The sequence below is a fragment of the Micromonospora sp. PTRAS2 genome (assembly GCF_054052245.1).
The window spans coordinates 348,014-368,745 of the sequence record NZ_JBSWBU010000004.1 but is presented as its reverse complement, the minus strand read 5'-3'; the positions used below and the strand labels follow the sequence as shown (position 1 = coordinate 368,745).

The window sequence follows — 20,732 nt, the reverse complement described above, 5'->3', positions numbered from 1 at the left end:
TGACCATGACGGGGGCGGGCTAGGGTCGGACCATGGAATTCCGACACCTGGGCCACTCGGGCCTGCTGGTCAGCGAGATCTCGTACGGCAACTGGATCACCCACGGTTCGCAGGTCGAGGAGGACGCGGCGACCGCCTGCGTCCGGGCCGCGCTGGAGACGGGCATCACCACGTTCGACACCGCCGACGTGTACGCCGGCACGAAGGCCGAGGAGGTGCTCGGCCGGGCGCTGAAGGGCGAGCGCCGCGAGGGGCTGGAGATCTTCACGAAGGTCTTCTGGCCGACCGGTCCGGGCCGCAACGACCGGGGCCTGTCCCGCAAGCACATCATGGAGTCGATCAACGGCTCGCTGCGCCGGCTGCAGACCGACTACGTGGACCTCTACCAGGCCCACCGGTACGACCACAGCACGCCGCTGGAGGAGACGATGGAGGCGTTCGCCGACGTCGTGCACTCCGGCAAGGCCCACTACATCGGCGTCTCGGAGTGGACGGCGGACGAGATCCGGGCGGGTCACCGGCTCGCCCGGGAGCTGCGCATCCCGCTGGTGTCCAACCAGCCGCAGTATTCGATGCTGTGGCGGGTCATCGAGGCCGAGGTGGTGCCGACCAGCGAGGAGCTGGGCCTCGGGCAGATCGTCTGGTCGCCGATCGCGCAGGGCGTGCTGTCGGGCAAGTACCTTCCGGGGCAGCCGCCGCCGGCCGGTTCCCGGGCCACCGACGAGAAGTCGGGGGCGAACTTCATCGCCCGGTTCCTCACCGACGAGGTGCTGACCCGGGTGCAGGAGCTCAAGCCGCTGGCCGAGCAGGCCGGGCTGAGCATGCCGCAGCTCGCCATCGCCTGGGTGCTGCAGAACCCGAACGTCTCCTCGGCGATCGTCGGCGCGTCCCGCCCCGAGCAGGTGCACGACAACGTCAAGGCGGCCGGGGTGAAGCTCGACGCCGACCTGCTCAAGGCGATCGACGCCATCGTCGACCCGATCGTCGAGCGGGACCCGGGCAAGACGCAGTCCCCCGCCCAGCGGCCGTGAGGCGTCCCGGTCCGGCCGGCGCGGCGCGCCGGCCGGACCGGGCCCGCCGGGAAGGTGGGACCGGGCCCCGCCGCCGTCGTGAGCGGGGCGGTCAGCCCTGCCAGAAGCGGATCAGGTCGAGGCCGGCGGCGTAGAGCCACGGGGGCAGGCCGAGCACGTCCGCCACGGCGAAGACGCCGTCGAAGAACCAGCCGCCGAGGCGCGGGTTCCACAGCAGCGCGAACAGCAGGATGAACCCGAACGGGGCGAACAGGTCGTACATCCGCCGCCACTGCGGGTTCAGCCACGGCTGGATCATGTTGCCGCCGTCGAGGCCGGGCACCGGCAGCAGGTTGAGCACGCTGGCGGTGAGCTGGAGGAACGCCAGCAGCGCCAGGCCCGCCCAGAACCCCACCGACCCGCCGCCGCCGCCGAAGCCGACCCGCAGCACCGCCACCAGCACGAGGGTGAACAGCACGTTGGTGGCCGGGCCGGCGAGGCTGACCAGGGTGTGCCGCAGCCGCCCCGGGATGGCGTGCCGGTCCACCCACACCGCGCCGCCGGGCAGGCCGATGCCTCCGAGCAGCACCACCACCACGGGCAGCACGATCGACAGCAGCGGGTGGGTGTACTTGAACGGGTTGAGCGTCAGGTAGCCCCGGTGGGCGATGTCGCGGTCCCCGGCCCGGTAGGCGACCACCGCGTGGGCGTACTCGTGCAGGCAGAGCGAGACGAGCCAGCCCGAGACGACGAAGAGGAACACGTCGAACCGGACGTTGCCGAACCGGTTCCAGGCCATGACGCCGCTGGCCGCGAAGAGCGCGACCAGCGCCAGGAACACCGGGCTGGGCCGGAAGGCCGCCCGGGGCACCCCGAGCACCAGCGGCTCGCCGCCGCCCGGGCGGCCCGCCGTCATCACTCGGCCGGGGGCTGGAGGCTCATCCGGTATTCCACCCGGTCGTCCTCGACGAGCGTGACCGTCGTGACGCCGGATGCCGCGAGCTCCCGCCAGGTCTGGCCGATCCAGGACTCGGCGTCCGCCTGGCTCCCGAACGTCTCCGTCGGCCCCTCGGCCGCCGCGCCGTCCGCGCCCTCGTACCGCCAGCTCCACGCCATGCCGCGTCTCCCCTCGCCGCTGAAGTCCTCCTGGGACGAACCCCCGCAAGCGTAGTCGGCCCCGTGCCGGACGGCCCGCCGCTCCACCGGGCACCGCCGCCGGCCGCTGTTCGGCCGGGCCGCGCGGCGGCGGGCCCACCCGGGACCGCCCCGGCCCGGCCGCCCGAACCGTGGTCACCGGCGCGGGCCGACCGGCGGCGCGGGCCACGGCGGCCTTAAGGTACGGGGCATGTCCGTTGACGGGTGGAACACGGTCCTGGTGCTCGGCGGGATCCGCTCCGGCAAGTCCGAGTTCGCGGAGTCCCTGGTCGCCGAGGCGCCCACGGTCCGCTACGTGGCGACGTCGGCTGCCGGCGACCCGACCGACGCCGAGTGGGCGGCCCGCCTGAAGGCCCATCGCGACCGGCGGCCGGGCGGTTGGACCACCGAGGAGACCGCCGACGATCCGCGCCGGCTGGCCGACGTCGTCGCGTCGGCGCGGCCGAACGAGACGCTGCTCGTCGACGACCTCGGCGGCTGGGTGACCGTGCTGCTGGATCCGGCCCACCAGCCGGCGGACGACACGGCGACCGTCGCCGAGCTGGCCGACGCGGTGCGGGCCTGCCCGGCGCGACTGGTGGTGGTGAGCCCCGAGGTGGGGCTGTCGCTGGTGCCGACGACCCCGCTGGGTCGGGCGTTCACCGACGCCCTCGGCGCGGCCAACCGGGCGGTCGCCGACGCGTGCGACGCGGTGGTCCTGGTGGTCGCCGGCCAGGCGTGCTGGCTCAAGACCCCCGCCGCCTCCTCGGGCGCGGGGGCCGGGGCGGTCACCGCGGCGCAGGCAACGGTCCCGGCGGCGGCGGCCACGGCGACGGCCGGCGGTGGACGCGACGACCGTGCGGCGGCGCTGCCGGAGGTGTTGACCCCGACCACGGCACCGGAGCCGGCCGGCGTGCCGTGGGCGGCGCCGACGATGGCGCTGCCGGTGGTCGCCACGGGCCTGGTCATCCAGCCCGGCATGGAACTGCCGATGCCCGACGAGTACGCCGGGCCGCAGGCCCTGGAGCGGCTCGCCACCCTGGACGTGCCCGGGGCCGGGCTGGGCGTGCTGGAGCGGGTGGTCGGCTTCGCCGCGGCCACCCAGGGCACCCCGACGCCGGCGTCCTGGGACAGCGTGCGGGTGCTGCTGCTGCACGGCGACCACGCCGGCGGGGCCGCCGCCGGTTCCCCGCCCGGGGAGTCGGCCCGGCGGGCGGCACAGGCCCGCGCCGGGCAGGGCGTGCTGGCCCGGCTGGCCGCCGAGAGCGGCGCGAGCCTCCAGGTCGTCGAGACGCCGGCGTCCGAGGCCATCGAGGACCTGCCGGCCCTGGACCACGAGCAGGTGGAGCAGGCCCTGCGGTACGGCTGGCGGCTGGCCGAGGAGGCCGCCGAGGCGGGCGTACGGCTGCTGGTGCTGGCGGCGTGCGGGGCCGGCACGGACGCCGCCGCGGCGGCGGTGCTCGCGGCGACGGCCGGGGCGGAGCCGCCCGCGGTGCTCGGCCGGGTGGTGACGGCGGGCGGCGAGATCGACGACGCGGCGTGGATGCGGCGCTGCGCGGCGGTCCGGGACGCGCTGCACCGCACCCGGCGTTCGCCCCGCGACGCCAAGGACGTGCTGGCCGAGCTGGGCGGCGGGGACATCGCGGTGGCCACCGGCGTGCTGCTCGGCGCGACCGCCCGCCGGCTGCCGGTGCTGCTGGACGGCCCGGTCGGCCTGGCCGCCGGCATGGTCAGCCGGGACCTGGCCGGGCAGGCCCGGCACTGGTGCCTGCTGGCCGACCACGGCGGTCACCCGGCGGTCCGGCTCGCCGCCGACGTGCTGGGCCTCGATCCCCTGCTGGACCTGCGGCTCGACCTCGGCGAGGGGGCGAACGCGCTGACCGCGCTGCCGCTGGTGCGCTCGGTGCTGTCGCTGGCCGCCGCGCTGCCCGCCCGGCCGGACCAGCAGGACGCGGCCGGCGCGGACACCGCCGCCAGCGCGGACGCGGCCGGCGCGGACGACAGCGCCGGGGGGCCGGACGCGGCGGCGTTCGTCGAGCCGGAGCCGGCCGGCCCGGGCCCGGCCACCACCGCGCCCACCGAGCCGGCCGCGCCCACCGAGCCCGCCGAGCACGCCCCACCGGCCGGGGCCGCCGAGCCGACCGGGTCGGAGCCGGATCCGGCCGGGCGGCGTGCCGACTGACGCCCACCCGGGCGGCGGACGGGCCGGCGACGGTCTGCGGCTGGCGCTGACCACGTTCACCGTCTGGCCGGTGCGCGCCGGCCGGGTCGACCGCGCCACGGCGGGCGTCGCGATGGCGCTCGCCCCGGCGGTCGGTGCCCTGCTCGGGGCGGCGCTGGCCGGGGTGCTGCTGCTCGTCGGGGCCGTCGCCGCGCCGCTGGTCGCCGCGGCGGTGACCCTCGGGGCGGGCGCGCTGCTCACCCGGGGCCTGCACCTGGACGGGCTCGCCGACACCGTCGACGCGCTCGGGTCGTACCGGCGGGGCGCCGCCGCGCTGGAGATCATGAAGAAGCCGGACGTGGGGCCGTTCGGGGTGGCCGCGCTGGTGGTCGTACTCCTGGTGCAGGCCGCGGCCCTCGCGGAGCTGGTGGCCCGGTCGTGGCCGGCGGCGCTCGCGGGCGTGGTGGCGGCGACGGCGGCCGGGCGGCTCGGGGTCACCCTGGCCTGCCGGCGCGGCGTGCCGGCGGCCCGGCCGGACGGGCTGGGCGCGCTGGTCGCGGGCACCGTCGGCCCGGTCGCGGCGGGGGTCGGCACGGCCGCCGTCGCGCTCGTCGCGGTCGCCGCCGTGCCGGGCCGCCCGTGGCAGGGGCCGGTCGCCGTGCTCGCCGCGCTCGCCGTCGCGGTGCTGCTGCTGCGCCACCTGGTACGCCGCCTCGGCGGCATCACCGGCGACGTGCTCGGCGCGACCGTGGAGGTGGTGACCACGCTGGTCTACCTGGGGCTGGCGGCGACCCGCTGATCCGGACGCGCCGGGGCGGGTAGCGTTTCGGGCGACAGGCCGGCACGGGGCAGACAGGGGACCACATGCTCATCACCGACGACTTCCTGCCCGTCCCGGTCCCCGAGTCGCTCACCGCCACCTACCTGGTGCCGATGGTGGGCCTGCCGAAGGTCGGCACGAAGACGGCCGTGCGGGCGCTGGCCGGTCGGCTCGCCGAGCCGGTGTACGGGCTGGCCACGCAGATGCTGGACAGCCCGCTGATGAGCGTGGACACCCGGCCGGTCGCCGAGTTCCCGGCGCTGCCGCCGGACCTGCTGACCGCGTTCGGGGCGAGCCAGGAGCAGCTCGACCGGCTCGCCGCGGCCACCCACCTGGTGGTGGTGCAGGCGGAGTACCGGCCGGGCTGGCCGCCCGCGCACGAGTGGGCGGCGCGGGCGGTCGCCGCCGCCGTCGCCGAGAGCGCGGGCGGGGACGTGGTGGACGTCTTCGGCCTGCAGTTCCTCGACCCGGCCACGGCGCTGCGGTCGCTGCCGGACGACCAGGGGCGGATCCGGCTGGTCGACTGGGTGCTGGTGCCCTACTCCTCGGACGCCGAGGGGCTGTGGTTCACCACGAAGGGGCTGCGCCGCTTCGGGCTGCTGGAGTTGCAGACCCAGGGGGTGCCCGACCACCTCACCCGCGCCTGGGGCGCGGTGCTCACCGGGGCCGCCCGCCGCCTGCTGCGGGCCTGGACCGACGGGCTGGCCGGCGACGAGGTGCCGGCGTTCGTGCAGCTCCCGGTGCTGGCCACGGTCACCGGGCACGACATCGCGGTCGCGTACGGCAACCCGGAGCAGCACGGGGCGACCGCGCCGGTGCTGCTGCGGCTGGAGCTGGACCCGGCCACCGACCCGGAGGCCGACTCGTTCCTGAGCCTGCGCCCGCCGCCGGGGCACCCGGGCCCGGACGGGCGGTACTACGCGGCGGCCTGCGCCACGCTGTTCGACGGCATCGCGCCGGACGTGCGCTACGCCCGCCCGGGCGACGCCATGAGCCGGGCGATCGCCACCGCCCGGGAGGGCCTGGACGACGTGCGGGCCCGGTTCCTGGCCGGCCAACTGCCGGCGGAGTCGCAGCTCGTGGTCAAGTACGGCCTGCCGGGCGACGAGGGCCCCGAGTACGTGTGGGCGGGCGTGACGTCGTGGGACGCCCCGGAACGGATCGTCGGCGCGAGCGCCAGCGACGCCAGCACCGACCCGACGGTGCGCATCGGCGCGCCGGTGGTGGTCGAGGCGGCGGACGTCGTCGACTGGGCCGTCCTCGGCGCGACGGGCGTCATCGAGGGCGGCTGGACCCAGGCCGTCCTCGACGCCGGGGAACGCCCGGCCTGACGGTCACCCGACGCTGGCGGGCCCTCGCCTGACGGTCACCCGACGCCGGCGGGCCCTCGCCTGACGCTCAGCGCACCGAGGGGGTCACAAACGGGGGGCGGGTGACGGTCAGGGCGGCGCGGCGGCCCCGGATGTCGACGTCCACCCGGTCGCCGTCGGCGAGGCCGGCGGACGTGTCGAGCAGCGCCAGGGCGATGCCCTGCTTGCGCGTCGGGCTGAAGGTGCCGCTGGTGACCGTGCCGACGCAGGTGTCGCCGACGTAGAGCTTCATGCCGGGGCGCGGGATCGCCCGGTCGACGGCGACCAGGCCGCGCAGCGTACGCGCGGGGCCGGCGGCCTTCTCGGCGCGCAGCGCGTCGCGGCCCCAGAACGCCGGCTTGTCCCAGCCGACGGCCCAGCCGGAGCGGGCCTGCACGGGGGTGATCTCCGGCGACAGGTCCTGCCCGTGCAGCGGGTAGCCCATCTCGGTGCGCAGGGTGTCCCGCGCGGCCAGCCCGCAGGCCCGCAGCTCGTACGCCGCGCCGGCGGCGGTCAGCGCGTCCCAGACGGCGACGGCGTGCCCGGCGGGCACCACCAGCTCGTAGCCCAGCTCGCCGGTGTAGCCGGTGCGGCAGACGGTCAACTCCGCGTCGGCGAGGGTGGCGGTGCGGAAGCTCATGTAGTCGTGGTCGGTGGGCAGGCCCAGCGCGGCGAGCAGCTCGGCCGAGCGCGGACCCTGCACGGCGAGGACGGCGTACCCCTCGTGCTCGTCGGTGACGACCACGTGCTCCGGGGCGGCGGCGCGCAGCCGGCGCACCACCTCGGCGGTGTTCGCGGCGTTCGGGACGAGGAAGACGTGGTCGTCGGCGTGCAGGTAGGCGATGATGTCGTCCACCACGCCGCCGGTGGCGTCGTCGCAGCACAGGGTGTATTGCGCCTGGCCGGGGCCGATCCGGCCCAGGTCGTTGCTGAGGCAGGCGTTGACGAAGTCGGCCGCGCCGGGGCCGGTGACCCGCGCCTTACCCAGGTGCGACACGTCGAACACGCCGACCCCGGTGCGGACCGCCGTGTGCTCCCGGAGCACCCCGCCGCCGGCGTACTCCAGGGGCATCTCCCAGCCACCGTACGGGGCGAACTTGGCGCCGAGGGCGGTGTGCCGCTCGTGCAGCGGGGAACGGCGCAGCCGGGTCGCGGCGGCGTCGGAGGTCGCGTCGGTCATGGGTGGCAACTTACCGGTGGCTGAACGTCTGGTTAGCATCGGCGGGACCCCCGTCGGCGGAGTTCGGCGGGACAGCCCACCGTCCGGCGGGTAGGTTGCCGCCGGAGACCTTCACCGCCGGTACGCGACGACGCGACCGGCCCGGCCCGCCCGGAGTAGCTTCAGTGACATCGCCCAGCACCACCCTCAGCCTGGTCGACACAGACCCCGCCGAGCTCGCCGTCGACGCGATCGTGATCGGCCTGCACAGCCAGACCGGGGAGCAGGACGCCGCCGGCGGCCCCGCCGGGGCGCTGCTGCTCGCCAGCGGCGCCGAGAGCATCGCCGCCGCCTTCGACGGCAAGCTCACCGAGACGCTGGCGCTGCTCGGCGCGACCGGGGCACCGGGCGAGGTGATCAAGCTGGCCACGCTGGGCACCGTCACCGCCCCGGTGGTCGCGGCGGTCGGCCTCGGCCCCGAGCCGACGGGGGCCGCCCCCGCGCCGGAGACGCTGCGCCGGGCCGCCGGCTCGGCGGTCCGGGCCCTGGCGGGCGCGCGCCGGGTGGCGCTGAGCCTGCCGCTGCCCGACGACGCCGACGCCGCCGACGCGCTGCGCGCGGTGGCCGAGGGCGCGCTGCTCGGCGGCTACCGGTTCGCCGGGTACAAGACCCGCCCGCAGCCGGCCCGGCGGGAGCCGGTCGCCGAGGTGCTGGTCGCGGTGCCGGAGGCCGGCGACGCGACCGCCCGGGCCGAGATCGAGCGGGCGCACGCGGTGGCCGGCGCGGTCCGGCTGACCCGCGACTGGGTGAACACCGCCCCGAACCTGCAGCGCCCGCCGGTGTTCGCCGACGCGGTGGCCGAGGCGGCCCGCGCGGCCGGGCTCGCCGTCGAGGTGCTCGACGAGGCGGCGCTGGCGGCGGGCGGCTACGGCGGCATCCTGGCCGTCGGGCAGGGCTCGGAGGCCCCGCCGCGCCTGGTCAAGCTCACCTACACGCCCGAGGGCGGGGGCAGCGGCAAGCGGGTGGCGCTGGTCGGCAAGGGCATCACCTTCGACACCGGCGGCATCTCGATCAAGCCGGCGCAGGGCATGTGGGAGATGAAGTCCGACATGGGCGGCGCGGCGGCGGTCGGCGCGACCATGCTGGCGATCGCCGCGCTGAAGCCGTCGGTGACGGTGACGGGCTACCTGCCGATGGCCGAGAACATGCCGTCGGGCACCAGCTACCGGCCGGGCGACGTGATCACCATGTACAACGGCAAGAAGGTGGAGGTGCTCAACACCGACGCCGAGGGCCGGATGATCCTGGGCGACGCGATCGCGCGGGCCTGCGAGGACGGCGCCGACTACCTCTTCGAGACCTCGACCCTCACCGGCGGCCAGGTGATCTCGCTGGGCAAGCGGATCTCCGGCGTGATGGGCACCCCGGAGCTGTGCGAGCGGGTCCGGGCGGCCGGCGACGCGGTGGGCGAGCCGGCCTGGCCGATGCCGCTGCCCGACGAGGTGCGCAAGGGCATGGACTCGGACGTCGCCGACATCTCCCAGGTCAACGCCGGGATGGACCGGGCGGGGCACATGCTGCAGGGCGGGGTGTTCCTGCGGGAGTTCGTCGCCGACGACGTGGCCTGGGCGCACATCGACATCGCCGGCCCCAGCTACCACTCGGGTGAGGCGACCGGCTACTGGACCAAGGGCGGCACGGGGGTGCCGGTGCGTACCCTCGTGCACCTGGTCGAGGACGTCGCCGCCAACGGCTGACGTGGTCGCGCGGAAGGGTCCCCCCGCCCGTCGGGGGGCCCTTCGCCGGGCGGCCCGGCGCGGGCCGCGCGGCTCAGTACAGCTCGGGGCGGCGCTTGCGGCGCTCGTTGTAGTCGCGCATCCGCTGCGGGTAGCCCATGAGCCGCACGTCGTAGACGGGGATGGCCAGCTTGTGGGCGAACCGGCGGGCGCCCTCGGGGCCGTCGATGCGCCGGCGGGTCCACTCCCCGTCGTCGGCGATGAGGATCACCGTGGTCTCCGTGACGGTGGTGCGGGGCTCGATGAACGCCTCGACCCCCCGCCGGGTGCGGACGAAGTTCTCCAGGTGGTCGAGATCGGCGCGGTCGGGCGCGCGGTCCGGCCCCGCCGGGCGCGCCTTCTTGCGTCGTCGGAACAGCGCCACCGACCGTCTCCCCCATATCCGTGATCGAAACCGGTGCCAAGCGTACGTGTCCGGGACGTGTCGTTGGGCACCTCACTACGCGCCCGGTACGCGGTGGTGACAAGATGACCGAGGTGGGGTCTGTCCGTGCCGCCCCGCCGTGACCCCCGATGCAGTGACGCGAACTGGGAGTTGGACGTGAGCGAGCCGAACGAAGCGACCTTCGACATCGTCATCCTCGGAGGTGGCAGCGGCGGCTACGCGACCGCCCTGCGCGCCGTCCAGCTGGGCCTGACCGTGGCGCTGGTCGAGAAGGGCAAGCTCGGCGGGACCTGCCTGCACAACGGGTGCATCCCGACGAAGGCCCTGCTGCACGCCGCCGAGATCGCCGACTCCACCCGCGAGTCGGAGCAGTTCGGCGTGAAGGCCGAGCTGGTCGGCATCGACATGGCCGGCGTGAACGCGTACAAGGACGGCGTGATCTCCCGCCTCTACAAGGGCCTCCAGGGGATGCTCAAGGGCAACAAGGCGATCACCATCGTCGAGGGTCACGGCCGGCTGGTCGCCCCGAACGCCGTCGAGGTCGACGGGAAGCGGTACACCGGCCGCAACGTCGTGCTGGCCTCCGGCTCGTACGCGAAGAGCCTGCCCGGCCTGGAGGTCGACGGCGAGCGGATCATCACCAGCGACCACGCGCTGACCCTGGACCGGGTCCCGTCGTCGGCGATCGTGCTGGGCGGCGGCGTGATCGGCGTCGAGTTCGCCAGCGTGTGGAAGTCCTTCGGCGTGGACGTGACGATCATCGAGGCGCTGCCCCGGCTGGTCGCCGCCGAGGACGAGGAGTCGTCGAAGGCGCTGGAGCGGGCGTTCCGCAAGCGGAAGATCAACTTTAAGGTGGGCAAGCCGTTCGAGAAGGTCGAGAAGACCGAGAACGGCGTCAAGGTCGCCATCGCCGGCGGCGAGACGGTCGAGGCCGAGCTGCTGCTGGTCGCCGTGGGCCGCGGCCCGCGCACCGCCGACCTCGGGTACGAGGAGCAGGGCGTGCGGATGGACCGCGGGTACGTGCTGACCGACGAGCGGCTGCGCACCGGCGTGCCGAACGTCTACGCGGTCGGCGACATCGTGCCCGGCCTCCAGCTCGCCCACCGGGGCTTCCAGCAGGGCATCTTCGTGGCCGAGGAGATCGCCGGGCAGAACCCGGCCGTGATCGACGAGGCCGGCATCCCCCGGGTCACCTACTGCGACCCCGAGCTGGCGTCGGTCGGCCTCACCGAGGCGAAGGCCAAGGAGCAGTACGGCGCCGACAAGATCAAGACGTACAACTACAACCTGGGCGGCAACGGCAAGAGCCAGATCCTCAAGACCGCCGGCTTCATCAAGCTGGTCCGGGTCGAGGACGGCCCCGTCGTCGGCGTGCACATGGTCGGCGCGCGGGTCGGCGAGCTGGTCGGCGAGGCGCAGCTCATCTACAACTGGGAGGCGTACCCGGCCGAGGTGGCGCAGCTCGTGCACGCCCACCCGACCCAGAACGAGGCCCTGGGCGAGGCGCACCTCGCCCTCGCCGGCAAGCCGCTGCACGCGCACGCCTGATCGAGAACTGATTCCGCGGCGTCCGGCGGCAGACGGGCGAGATCGCACCAGGGGAACGAAGGAGTCTTAGAAGATGCCGGTATCGGTCACCATGCCTCGGCTCGGCGAGAGCGTCACCGAGGGCACCGTCACCCGCTGGCTCAAGCAGGAGGGTGACACCGTCGAGGTCGACGAGCCGCTGCTCGAGGTCTCGACGGACAAGGTCGACACCGAGATCCCGTCCCCGGCGGCGGGCGTGCTGAGCCGGATCGTGGTGGGCGAGGACGAGACCGCCGAGGTGGGCAGCGAGCTGGCCGTCATCGCCGGCGAGGGCGAGTCCGCGGGCGGTGGCGAGGCCGCCGCGCCGCAGGAGGAGCCGGCCGAGGAGGCCGCCGAGGCCGCCGCCGAGCCGCAGGCCGAGGCGGAGCAGCCGGCCGTCGAGGAGCCGCCGGCCGCGCAGGCCGCACCGGCCCCGGCGGGCGAGGGCACCCCGGTGAAGATGCCGGCCCTGGGCGAGAGCGTCACCGAGGGCACCGTCACCCGCTGGCTCAAGCAGGTCGGCGACACCGTCGAGGTCGACGAGCCGCTGCTGGAGGTCTCCACCGACAAGGTCGACACCGAGATCCCGTCCCCGGTCGCCGGCACGCTGCTGGAGATCAAGGTCCCCGAGGACGAGACCGCCGCCGTCGGGGCCGACCTGGCGGTCGTCGGTGCGGCCGGCGCCGCCCCGGCAACGCCGAAGGCCGAGCCCAAGCCGGAGCCGAAGGCCGAGGCCAAGCCCGAGCCGAAGCCGGAGCCGAAGGTGGAGGCCGCCCCGGCGGCCAAGGCCGAGGAGCCGACCCCGGGCGCGTCCTACAACGAGCCGGCCGCGGAGGCCGAGACCGCCGCCAAGCCGGTCCAGGCCGAGCAGCAGGCGCAGCCGCCGGCCCCGACCGCCACCCCGGCCCGCCCGACCGCGCCCGCCCAGGGCGGCGAGGAGGCGGCCGGGTACGTGACGCCGCTGGTCCGCAAGCTCGCCGGCGAGCACGGCGTCGACCTCGCCTCGGTCAAGGGCACCGGCGTGGGTGGCCGCATCCGCAAGCAGGACGTGCTGGAGGCCGCTGAGAAGGCCAAGGCGGCGAAGGCGGCCCCGGCGGCGCAGCCCGCCGCAGCGGCGGCCCCGGCGAAGCCGGCCGCGAAGCCGCAGCCGAGCGCGAAGCGCGGCACCACCGAGAAGCTGCCCCGGATCCGGGCCACGATCGCCAAGCGGATGCAGCAGTCGCTGCACGAGATGGCGCAGCTCACCACGGTCGTCGAGGTGGACGTCACCAAGGTCGCCAAGCTGCGGGCCCGCGCCAAGGACTCGTTCCTTGCGCGGCACGGCGTGAAGCTGTCGTTCCTGCCGTTCTTCGCCCTCGCGGCGGTCGAGGCGCTCCAGACGTTCCCGATCGTCAACGCCAGCATGGACCTCGACGCCGGGACGATCACCTACCCGGACGCCGAGCACCTCGGCATCGCGGTGGACACCGAGCGCGGCCTGATGGTGCCGGTGATCCACGGGGCGGGCGACCTCAACCTGGGCGGCCTGGCCAAGCGGATCGCCGACCTGGCCGAGCGCACCCGCACCAACAAGATCAGCCCGGACGAGATCGCCGGGGCCACGTTCACGCTGACCAACACGGGCAGCCGGGGCGCGCTGTTCGACACCCCGATCGTGCCGTCGCCGCAGTCGGCGATGCTCGGCACGGGCGCCGTGGTGAAGCGCCCCGTCGTGGTCAACGACCCGGAGCTGGGCGAGGTCGTCGCGGTCCGCTCGATGGTCTACCTGGCCATGTCGTACGACCACCGGCTCATCGACGGCGCCGACGCGGCCCGCTTCCTGGTCGCGGTCAAGGAGCGGCTGGAGGGCGGCAACTTCGAGGCCGAGCTGGGCCTGTAACCACCGCTGTCCCTTCCGACGGGCGCTCCGGTCACCTCGACCGGGGCGCCCGTCGGCGTACCGATGGGATCCCGCCGGCCCGGGGGCGCCTGCGCCGAATCCGCCCGGTCGCCCGGCGGACGCTGCGAGAGTGGACGGGTGCGCGGCGAGCGGCGGCGGGGCAGCCTCGGGCCCGCCGTGGCGATCGCGCCCGGTGCCCGGGTGGACCGGTTCGAGGTCTTCTTCGACCTGGTCTTCGTCTTCTCGTTCTTCGTCATCGTGCGGGCCACCGCCACCGACATCACCGGCCACACCCTGCTGCACGGCTTCCTCGTGCTGGCGGTGCTCTGGTGGGTCTGGGTCATCCACAGCGTGGTCGCCACCCGGGTCCGCCTCGGCGAGGGCTTCGTGCCGGTGGTCATGGTGGTCGGGATGGCCGCGGTGTTCGCGTTCGCCCTGGCCGTGCCGCAGACGATCGCCGCACACGGGCAGGGGCTGGCGGGCCCGCTCACGGTCGCGGTGAGCTACCTGGTCATCCGGATGGTCCACCTGTGGGTCTACTGGCACGTCATGCGGGACCAGCCGGTGGAGAGCCGGCACCTGATGAAGCTCGCGCCGGAGCTGGTGCTCAGCACCGTGCTGCTGCTCGCCGCCGCCCTCGTCCCGCACCAGTTCGCCGACCCCGACGTCGGCGCGCTGGTCCGCGACGGGCTCTGGGCCGTCGTGGTCGTCTCGCAGTACGCCACCGGGCTGCTGGCCGGCACCGGGGGCGGCGGGGTGACCTCGGCCGAGCACTGGACCGAACGGTACGACCTGATCCTGATGATCGCGCTCGGCGAGTCGGTGATCTCCGTGGGCGTCGGCACCAACCTGGCCGGCCGGCCCGTCAGCTGGCAGGCGATCACCGCCGCCGGCATCGGCATCGTCCTGGCCGCGACGCTGTGGTGGCTGCACTTCGACGTGATCGGTCCGGCGGCCCGCATCGCCCTGCACGCCGCCCGGGGCCGGACCCGGGTGGGGCTGGCCCGCGACGCGTACGCCTACCTCTTCCTGCCGATGATCACCGGGCTGATCCTGTTCTCCCTCGGGGCGGAGGAGATGCTGAACATGCTCGGCCGGCCGCACCTGCCGCTGGAGGAGTCGCTGCACGGCCCCGGGATCCCGCTGCTCTACGGCGGGGTGATCTGCTATCTGGCCGGCGACATGCTCTTCCAGCTCCGTACGCTGCGCACCCTCACCTGGGCCCGCGTCGGCACGGTGCTGCTGCTCGCGGCGCTGATCCCGGTCGCCGGCCGGATGCCGGCGCTGGCGGCGCTGGTCCTGCTCACCGGCGTCTGCGTCGGCCTGGTGGCCGTGGAGGTGGTGACGATGGCCGACTCCCGGCACGCCCTGCGCGAGGCGGTCTTCGCCGAGCGGACCGCCCACGAGGCGCGGGAGGCGCAGTGGCGGCAACGCTGGCACGACGGCGACCCGGACGAGGAGTGACGGGGGCTGCGGAGTGACGAGCGCTGCGGGCGGGCCTCGGGGATGCGGGCCGGCCGGTGCGGGTTCAGCCGTCGGCGGATTCGCCGGTCGGCAGAATCGGCCCCCGGCGCGTTGCCCGCCGGTCGCCGGTGCCGGACGCTGGGGCGATGGCCACCTTCTCGCTCCAGTCCGGCCCGACCGACGCGGCGGGCTGGCTCGACCTGGCCCGCCGGGCCGAGGCCGCCGGCTTCGACGCGCTGCTCGCCGCCGACCACCCCGGCTCGTGCGGCGACCCGTTCGTCGCGCTGGCCGCCGCCGCGTCGGTCACCACGACGATCGGCCTCGGCTCGTACGTGTCGAACCTCGGCGTCCGCGAGCCGATGCTGCTCGCCACCGCCGTGGCGACCCTCGACGTCGTCTCCGGCGGGCGGGCCCGCCTCGGCGTCGGGGCCGGTCACACCCCCGCCGAGTGGCGCGCGGTCGGCCGGGAACGCCCCGACGTCGCCGGCCGGATCCGCCGCTGCGTCGCCGCCGCCGAGGCGGTGCGGGCCCTGCTCGACGGGGAGGAGGTGACCGTGGACTCCCCCGAGCTGACCGCGCGCGCCGCCCGGCTGGAGTCGCCCCGGCCGGTCCAGGAACGCGTGCCGCTGACCGTCGGCACGTCCAACTCGACGCTGCTGCGCTGGGCCGGCGCCCACGCCGACGTCGTGGGGCTGGCCGGCTTCGGCCGTACCCTCGACGACGGCCACCGGCACGAGGCCCGGTGGCGGGCCGACCAGATCGAGGCGCAGCTCGCCCGCGTCGCCGAGGGCGCGGCGGGCCGGGCGCGACCGCCGGCGCTGGAGGCGCTGGTGCAGACGGTGGCGGTGACCGACGACGCGGAGGCCGTCGCGGCGCAGCGCGCGGTCGCCGCCGGCCTGACCGGGCCTGAGCTGCTGGCCACCCCGTTCGTGCTGATCGGCACCGAGGAGGAGATCGTCGCGGCGGTCGCCGAGCACGAGCGCCGCTGGGGCGTCACCCGCTTCGTGGTACGCGCCGACGCCCTCGACCCGCTCACCCCGGTCCTGCGCCGCCTCGCCGCCTGACCCCTGCGGCCCGCCAAAGCCGTGATCACGCCTGCCGGCCCACCTCAGAGGTGCCTGCGGACCTCGGCCGCGAAGTGCGGCACTCCCGTGCGACCGAGCGCCGGTTCCGGAAAGTCGGCGATGTTGAACGTCACGAGGACTTCTGCGTTCGCTCGGACAGCCGCTGCCAGCACGTGCCGGTCCTTGGGGTCGTTGGTCATCCCATCGATGAGCGACTCGTAGCCGCCGACCATGGCATCGGGGAACGCCTCCCGCATCTGGGTCACCCGGCGATGGACCCGTTCCTCCGGGATTCCCCGCCCGACGAGATTACGCCCGAGCTCGGTCAGGATTCCCTCGGACCAGAGCGGCCGGTATGCGGCCACCTCGGCGAGCCGCAGCAGCGTGTCGCACAGATGCGCCGGGTAGAGCACACAGGTGTCGAGGAGTGCCGAGAACGCCACTCAGGCCGCCCTCATCTCGTGTTTCGCGGAGTGGACGTGAGGTCGTACAGCCCGTCCTCCTCGGCTTCGACCGTCATCCGGTCGAGCGTCCGCCGCCGTTCCTGACGAGTGCGCTCCTGGTAGTCGAGGATGTCCCGCAACATGACTCGACGGTGGCGTCCTCGCATGGTGTGGGGTATCTCGCCATCGGAGAGCAGCCGGACCAGGGTCGGCCGGGAGATGTTGAGCAGGTCCGCCGCCTCCTGCGTCGTCAGCATGGTGTTGTGCGGTGCGATAGAGATTGCCAGCCCCTCGGACAAAGCTGTCACGACGTCCCGCAGCACGCCGTACAACTCGTCCGGAATCTCGATCTCGGAGCCGTCCGGGCCCACCAGCCGGGCCCGTGCGCGATTGCCCGCGCTCCGCAGCTCCTGCACGAATCGAGCCAGGTTGGCGGGGTCTTCGGGGGGTAGGACCGTGCGTTCGCGGAGGGCGCTGCTCATGCTCCGAGCGTATCGCTAATCGAAAAATCCGCAACGACATCAGGAGGCCCCGACGAGATCCTCGCGGCGGGCAGCGCGGCGAGGGCGGCAGGACGGCAGGACGGCAGGACGGCGAAACCTTGGACAGTTGACGCACTCAGCGAACAACAACTGTCCAAGGTCCGAAGACACGCGCCCGCGGCGAGACGTGCGTCAGCTCCCCGACCGCTCGGCGACGAACACGCCGAGCCCGTGGACCCCCTCGACCAGCCCTTCCGTCTTCAGCACGATCATGGCGTGGTTCACCACGCCCGCTGACACGCCGTGCTGACTGCACAGTTGGGCCGTGGACGGCAGTTTGTCGCCGGGGGCGAGTTCTCCGGACGCGATCTGCTCACGGATGTGGTCCGCGAGCTGCGCCCACTTCGGTTTGGCGGGCATCTGGTCTCCCTGGTCTGCACCGCCATTCGATCACGCTCCTCTTCTACCGACAAGTAGGTGGTACTCGGTGATTGACCTACCATCAGTACTAAGTATAAGTTCGTGGCGACTGGCTCCCTGGTCTGCAACCCGGAGCCGGTTGTCCTGCGCAGGACGCACCCGGTCGGCCATTCCCCCGGCCGACCGGGTGCCACCACCCCCACCGAACCCCGACACGAAGGGCCGGCGAGCGTGCACGTGACGACCGCGAAGGAGACGTTCCGCGTACCCGAAGGATCGCGGTGAGGTGGTCGGGCCGGCGGCGCGACGCGGCGCCCATCCCCCTCGGCCCACGCCACCGGCGGACCTGGCGTGGCTGGCGACTCTGGTGCTCGTGCGGCCTACGCTGGGCGGCGTGCCCGGACCGGCACGCCCCACCGCCCACCGAGCCGCCCGCCAGGGCTCCCGGGCGGGCGCGCAACAGCCGCTGGCCGGGCCCGCTGTCTGGCGCGACCGCACGGGCCCGGCGCAACGACGGCGCTCGCGCGACGACCGCCCGGCACCTGCCGCTGCGCCCGCTCTGGCTGTGCCGGGCCTGCGCCGCGCCCTGGCCGTGCGCGCCGGCCCGGTTGACGCTGCTGCGGGAGTACGCCGACGACCGGGTGGCGCTGCTGATCCACCTGGCGGGGCTGCTGCACGAGGCGACGACCCAGCTCTACACGCTCAACCCGCACGACGCCCCGGAGCCGGCGCAGCTCTTCGCCCGCTTCCTCGGCTGGGCCCGGTCGCGTAGCACTTCGTAGCACACGACGGTAGACTGCCAGCGTGAGCGAGCATGCCCATCGAGAGATCAGCCAGCGCGAGCTGCGCAACGACTCGGGTGCCATCATGCGTGGGGTGGAGCGTGGGGAGTCCTTCACCATCACCCGCAACGGCACGCCGATCGGCCGCCTGATCCCGATCAGGCGGCGCACGTTCGTGCCCCGGGCCGAGGTGATGGCGGCCTTCGCCACCGCGCCGGCGCTGGACGAGTCGCGGTTCCGCAGCGACCTCGACGCGACGATCGACCAGGACCTCCCCGAACGTGAGTGGTGACCTTCCCAGCCGTGGCCTGATCGACACGAACATCGTCATCCACCTCGCCGCGCTCGACTCGGATCAGCTTCCCGACGAGATGGTCATCAGCGCGGTCACCCTCGCTGAATTGTCCGCCGGACCGCACCACACCGACGACCCGCGTGAGCGGGCCCGCCGGATGAGCGTTCTCCAGCACGTCGAGGCGACGTTCGACCCGCTGCCGTTCGACGGCGAGGCCGCCCGGGCCTTCGGCCTGGTCGCCGCAGCCGTCCTCGCCACCGGTCGCGGCACCCGCCGCCGCACAGCGGATCTGATGATTGCTTCGATCGCCCACGTGCACGGCTTGCCGCTCTACACCACGAACCCGTCCGACTTCGCGGGGCTGACGGACCTGGTGACGGTCGCAGCGGTGCGGCGGCCCGACCTCAGCTAGCGTCCCCTCCCCGGCTGGGCGCGGGGCGTGTCCGGTTGGGTAGGGCGGCCGGCGGTGAGGGAAGGCGCCCCACCAGTGCTGGTGTCGCTGAGTCACTGTGCGGCGCGCAGCAGCCGGAGCTGCCCGATCTCGGCGACGTTCTTCATCAGCTCGGCGTTGACCCACCCGAGCAGGTGGGCGACGGTGTGCCCGGCGTCGGCCGGCCACGGGTACGCGGCCGGCCGGTCGAGGTCGGCGTCGGCGAGCCGGTCGAGGTGCCCGAGCCACTGCCGCCGCAGGTCGCGCAGCCACTCGATCGCCGCCGCGCCGGCTCCCGGCCAGGCGACCTCGGTGTGCTGGGGCACGGGCCGACCCTGGAGGTGCTCCCCCGCCGCCGACCACCACCACCCGATGTGCCAGGTCAGCCACGCGATCGTGGGCACCGGCACCGGGTCGGGCTCCGTCTGCGCCCAGTCCGGGACCCACGTGCCGGCCGGGCCGGGCCGTACGGTCCAGCAGTGCGCGGCCGGTTCCCACAGGAAGTCGGCCGGCTCCAGCCGTTCGAGGTGGTATTCGAAGAGGGCCCAGGTCAGGTCGAACTGCCACCGGACCAGGTCACCACGGGATGCCGACATCCGGGGCATCCTGCCACCCCCCGCCGGGACGGTCGACCGGAAAACGCGGCGGTCCCCGCTCGCTCAGCCCAGCGTGTCGTAAAAGTCGATCTTCTCGCGCAGGTGGTCGTACTGGCGCTGGAGCAGGCGCATCTGCTCCTCCACCCGGTCCGCGTGCCGCACCAGCAGCGCCCGGCGCTGCCCGGTCGTGTGGTCGCCGGCGCGGGCCAGCTCGGCGTACCGGCACATCTCGGCGATCGGCATGCCCGTGTCGCGCAGGCAGCGGAACAGCGTCAGCCAGCCCAGGTCCTCGTCGGTGAACACCCGACGCCCGGCCGACGTGCGGCCGACGCCGCTGAGCAGGCCGATCTTCTCGTAGTAACGCAGGGTGTCGAGGCTGAACCCGCTGCGGCGGGCGGCTTCCGAGGGGGCGTATCCGGTCACCGACGCACAGTAGCGCTTGACCTGGAGCGCGCTCCAGGTAGAAAACTGGGCGCATGACGACGACACGGACACTGGGTCGCAGCGGGATCGAGGTCAGCGCCATCGGCATGGGGTGCTGGGCGATCGGCGGACCGCTCTGGGGCGACGACGGGCAGCCGTACGGGTGGGGCGAGGTCGACGACGACGAGTCGATCCGCACCGTGCACCGGGCCCTCGACCTGGGGGTGACGCTGTTCGACACGGCCAGCAACTACGGCGCCGGGCACAGCGAGCGGGTCCTCGGCCGGGCCCTCGCGGGCCGCCGGGACGAGGTGGTGATCGCCACCAAGTTCGGCAACCGCTCCGAGGAGGCGACCCGGCTGGCCACCGGCACGGACGCCTCCCCCGCCTACGCGGTGGAAAGCCTGGAGGGGTCGCTGCGCCGGCTCGGCACCGACCACGTCGACCTCTACCAACTGCACCTCAACGACCTGCCGGTGCCCGCCGCGCTCGACCTGGTCGACACCCTGGAGGGCCTCGTCGCCCAGGGCAAGATCCGGGCGTACGGGTGGAGCACCGACAACCCGGCCTCGGCGCGGGCGTTCGCCGAGGCCGGCGCGCACTGCGCGGCGATCCAGCACGACCAGTCGGTGCTGAAGGACAACGCGGCGATGTTCGCCGTCTGCGCCGAGCTGGACCAGGCCAGCCTCAACCGGGGGCCGCTCGCGATGGGCCTGCTCACCGGCCGCTACCAGGGCAGTACGGCGACGCTGGGCGGCGACGACGTGCGCGGGAAGGCCCCGGAGTGGCTGGCGTGGTTCACCGACGGCCGGCCGACGCCGCAGTGGGCGGCCCGGGTCGCCGAGGTGCGCCAGGCGCTGACGGCCGACGGCCGTACCCTCGCGCAGGGTGCGCTGGGGTGGCTGCTGGCCCGCAGCGACCGGACGCTGCCGATCCCCGGCTGCCGCACGGTGGCCCAGGCGGAGGAGAACTTCGCCACGCTCGCCCTCGGCCCGCTGCCGGCGGACGCGTTCGCGGAGGTGGAGCGCCTCCTGGCCGACCTGCGCCCGGCCGGCGTCGGGGGCTGAGTGTCAG

The 20,732-nt window shown here is 74.6% G+C and carries 22 protein-coding genes; 13 read left to right on the top strand and 9 right to left on the bottom strand.

What is annotated here, in order from left to right:
- Nucleotides 1–32 precede the first annotated feature (32 nt).
- Nucleotides 33–1,031, top strand: coding sequence for an aldo/keto reductase family protein (locus ACVMYR_RS16660; protein WP_043967140.1), 999 nt, complete (start codon nt 33–35; stop codon nt 1,029–1,031).
- 91 nt (nt 1,032–1,122) lie between these two features.
- Here the strand turns inward: ACVMYR_RS16660 and ACVMYR_RS16655 are convergent, their stop codons facing one another.
- Entirely contained in the window at nt 1,123–1,926 is an 804-nt protein-coding gene (locus ACVMYR_RS16655) for a site-2 protease family protein (RefSeq protein WP_457122185.1), read from the bottom strand.
- A complete protein-coding gene (locus ACVMYR_RS16650) occupies nt 1,926–2,126 on the bottom strand; it encodes a hypothetical protein (RefSeq protein ID WP_043969283.1) in 201 nt (66 codons plus the stop codon). Before ACVMYR_RS16650 ends, ACVMYR_RS16655 begins: the two co-directional genes overlap by 1 nt.
- Before the next feature lie 229 nt (nt 2,127–2,355).
- On the opposite strand from ACVMYR_RS16650, the gene ACVMYR_RS16645 reads away from it, so the two are divergent.
- From ACVMYR_RS16645 to ACVMYR_RS16635, 3 genes are all read left to right on the top strand, one after another.
- Nucleotides 2,356–4,326 (top strand): bifunctional adenosylcobinamide kinase/adenosylcobinamide-phosphate guanylyltransferase, encoded by a 1,971-nt coding sequence (locus tag ACVMYR_RS16645; protein WP_457122184.1) that lies wholly within the window; start codon nt 2,356–2,358, stop codon nt 4,324–4,326.
- Nucleotides 4,316–5,104 carry an adenosylcobinamide-GDP ribazoletransferase gene (locus tag ACVMYR_RS16640; RefSeq protein ID WP_457122183.1) on the top strand — a complete coding sequence of 263 codons (789 nt, stop codon included), beginning with the start codon at nt 4,316–4,318 and terminating at the stop codon, nt 5,102–5,104. The genes ACVMYR_RS16645 and ACVMYR_RS16640 overlap by 11 nt, the downstream gene beginning before the upstream one ends.
- A 65-nt stretch (nt 5,105–5,169) precedes the next feature.
- A complete protein-coding gene (locus ACVMYR_RS16635) occupies nt 5,170–6,456 on the top strand; it encodes a DUF2314 domain-containing protein (protein WP_077938975.1) in 1,287 nt (428 codons plus the stop codon).
- Nucleotides 6,457–6,523: 67 nt separating this feature from the next.
- Here ACVMYR_RS16635 and gcvT read toward each other — a convergent pair whose 3' ends face one another.
- Nucleotides 6,524–7,654: a glycine cleavage system aminomethyltransferase GcvT gene (gcvT, locus tag ACVMYR_RS16630; RefSeq protein WP_457122182.1), complete on the bottom strand. Its 1,131-nt coding sequence runs from the start codon at nt 7,652–7,654 to the stop codon at nt 6,524–6,526.
- Nucleotides 7,655–7,818: 164 nt separating this feature from the next.
- Here gcvT and ACVMYR_RS16625 point away from each other — a divergent pair, with 164 nt between their 5' ends.
- Nucleotides 7,819–9,390, top strand: a complete 1,572-nt coding sequence (locus ACVMYR_RS16625; protein ID WP_077938973.1) for a leucyl aminopeptidase — start codon at nt 7,819–7,821, stop codon at nt 9,388–9,390.
- A 73-nt stretch (nt 9,391–9,463) separates the two neighbouring features.
- Here ACVMYR_RS16625 and ACVMYR_RS16620 read toward each other — a convergent pair whose 3' ends face one another.
- Nucleotides 9,464–9,793, bottom strand: coding sequence for a hypothetical protein (locus tag ACVMYR_RS16620; protein WP_077938972.1), 330 nt, complete (start codon nt 9,791–9,793; stop codon nt 9,464–9,466).
- Between the two features lie 177 nt (nt 9,794–9,970).
- Between ACVMYR_RS16620 and lpdA the strand changes: the two genes are divergently transcribed.
- From lpdA to ACVMYR_RS16600, 4 genes are all read left to right on the top strand, one after another.
- The gene (gene lpdA / locus ACVMYR_RS16615) at nt 9,971–11,362 is read left to right on the top strand and encodes a dihydrolipoyl dehydrogenase (protein WP_457122181.1); all 1,392 of its coding nucleotides are present in this window, start codon (nt 9,971–9,973) and stop codon (nt 11,360–11,362) included.
- A 73-nt stretch (nt 11,363–11,435) separates the two neighbouring features.
- A complete protein-coding gene (gene sucB, locus ACVMYR_RS16610; protein WP_457122180.1) occupies nt 11,436–13,259 on the top strand; it encodes a 2-oxoglutarate dehydrogenase, E2 component, dihydrolipoamide succinyltransferase in 1,824 nt (607 codons plus the stop codon).
- A gap of 138 nt (nt 13,260–13,397) precedes the next feature.
- Nucleotides 13,398–14,723, top strand: coding sequence for a low temperature requirement protein A (locus tag ACVMYR_RS16605; protein WP_457122179.1), 1,326 nt, complete (start codon nt 13,398–13,400; stop codon nt 14,721–14,723).
- A gap of 146 nt (nt 14,724–14,869) precedes the next feature.
- A complete protein-coding gene (locus tag ACVMYR_RS16600) occupies nt 14,870–15,787 on the top strand; it encodes an LLM class flavin-dependent oxidoreductase (protein WP_457122178.1) in 918 nt (305 codons plus the stop codon).
- A 44-nt stretch (nt 15,788–15,831) separates the two neighbouring features.
- Here ACVMYR_RS16600 and ACVMYR_RS16595 read toward each other — a convergent pair whose 3' ends face one another.
- The 3 genes from ACVMYR_RS16595 to ACVMYR_RS16585 form a co-directional block, all read right to left on the bottom strand.
- Nucleotides 15,832–16,230 carry a PIN domain-containing protein gene (locus ACVMYR_RS16595; RefSeq protein WP_077938967.1) on the bottom strand — a complete coding sequence of 133 codons (399 nt, stop codon included), beginning with the start codon at nt 16,228–16,230 and terminating at the stop codon, nt 15,832–15,834.
- A gap of 11 nt (nt 16,231–16,241) precedes the next feature.
- The gene (locus ACVMYR_RS16590) at nt 16,242–16,712 is read right to left on the bottom strand and encodes a helix-turn-helix domain-containing protein (protein ID WP_077938966.1); all 471 of its coding nucleotides are present in this window, start codon (nt 16,710–16,712) and stop codon (nt 16,242–16,244) included.
- Between the two features lie 192 nt (nt 16,713–16,904).
- Entirely contained in the window at nt 16,905–17,132 is a 228-nt protein-coding gene (locus ACVMYR_RS16585) for a winged helix-turn-helix domain-containing protein (RefSeq protein ID WP_077938965.1), read from the bottom strand.
- A gap of 479 nt (nt 17,133–17,611) precedes the next feature.
- Between ACVMYR_RS16585 and ACVMYR_RS16580 the strand changes: the two genes are divergently transcribed.
- From ACVMYR_RS16580 to ACVMYR_RS16570, 3 genes are read left to right on the top strand one after another with little or no spacing between them, the layout of a single operon-like run.
- Entirely contained in the window at nt 17,612–17,914 is a 303-nt protein-coding gene (locus ACVMYR_RS16580) for a hypothetical protein (protein ID WP_077938979.1), read from the top strand.
- Between the two features lie 22 nt (nt 17,915–17,936).
- Nucleotides 17,937–18,206: a type II toxin-antitoxin system Phd/YefM family antitoxin gene (locus tag ACVMYR_RS16575; protein WP_457122177.1), complete on the top strand. Its 270-nt coding sequence runs from the start codon at nt 17,937–17,939 to the stop codon at nt 18,204–18,206.
- Nucleotides 18,196–18,621: a type II toxin-antitoxin system VapC family toxin gene (locus ACVMYR_RS16570; protein WP_091275510.1), complete on the top strand. Its 426-nt coding sequence runs from the start codon at nt 18,196–18,198 to the stop codon at nt 18,619–18,621. Before ACVMYR_RS16575 ends, ACVMYR_RS16570 begins: the two co-directional genes overlap by 11 nt.
- A gap of 92 nt (nt 18,622–18,713) precedes the next feature.
- Here ACVMYR_RS16570 and ACVMYR_RS16565 read toward each other — a convergent pair whose 3' ends face one another.
- Nucleotides 18,714–19,235: a DinB family protein gene (locus ACVMYR_RS16565; protein WP_457122176.1), complete on the bottom strand. Its 522-nt coding sequence runs from the start codon at nt 19,233–19,235 to the stop codon at nt 18,714–18,716.
- 63 nt (nt 19,236–19,298) lie between these two features.
- Nucleotides 19,299–19,658, bottom strand: coding sequence for a MerR family transcriptional regulator (locus tag ACVMYR_RS16560; protein ID WP_077938961.1), 360 nt, complete (start codon nt 19,656–19,658; stop codon nt 19,299–19,301).
- 53 nt (nt 19,659–19,711) lie between these two features.
- On the opposite strand from ACVMYR_RS16560, the gene ACVMYR_RS16555 reads away from it, so the two are divergent.
- Nucleotides 19,712–20,725, top strand: coding sequence for an aldo/keto reductase (locus ACVMYR_RS16555; protein ID WP_457122175.1), 1,014 nt, complete (start codon nt 19,712–19,714; stop codon nt 20,723–20,725).
- Nucleotides 20,726–20,732: the final 7 nt, after the last annotated feature.